The sequence below is a fragment of the Cellulophaga geojensis KL-A genome (assembly GCF_000568425.1).
Lineage (GTDB): Bacteria > Bacteroidota > Bacteroidia > Flavobacteriales > Flavobacteriaceae > Cellulophaga > Cellulophaga lytica.
Genome location: NZ_ARZX01000103.1, coordinates 1 through 596 on the forward strand (window position 1 = coordinate 1; position 596 = coordinate 596).

At 29.9% G+C, this 596-nt stretch carries 1 protein-coding gene; it reads right to left on the reverse strand.

Annotated features, from left to right (window positions below; translation table 11 throughout):
* Positions 1-66: 66 nt before the first annotated feature.
* Positions 67-408 carry a hypothetical protein gene (locus tag KLA_RS17410; RefSeq protein WP_013621103.1) on the reverse strand — a complete coding sequence of 114 codons (342 nt, stop codon included), beginning with the start codon at positions 406-408 and terminating at the stop codon, positions 67-69.
* Positions 409-596: the final 188 nt, after the last annotated feature.

A 596-nucleotide genomic window follows, 5' to 3' on the forward strand; every position in this document is an offset into this window, starting at 1 on the left:
ACGTAGTCGAATCCGCCGTAATTGTGGTTATGCATTGTTGTGTAACGTTTTTTATTCATTCCGTTATCAACCTTTTCCAATAAATTTTGTCTGCATATAAATTTCGGCAATAATCCAAAATCCGATTAACACAGCCATAATCACAAAGGTTTTATTCAGTTTTTTTATATTCTTAATAACCAGAAATATTGATTGAGAAAAAATCAGTCCAATTAAAATCAGAGTTACAATTAATTTATAAATCGCAAATTGTGTTTTGGATAAATCATAATAACTATACATATTTCCCCAAAGTCCATTACTGTCAGACATAGTAGACAAGAATTGATAGCCATAAAAAACAACGAAAATCCCAAAAACTGGAATTGTCAAAATCGGAATTATTTTATGGTAAAGTTTTAATTTCATTTTCTGAATTTTGTTCTAAACGATGAGTTTTCTCAACTTACACACAACGGTTTGGCTAAGCGTAGTGCGGAGGCAAGGAAATATTTTTGTTTCCTTACTCGCACGAAGCTAAAGCTTATTGTTTAGTTTTTATTTTTTTGTTCAAAAGCTAAATCTTTAAGATTTAGCGACTTTATAAATATACACAG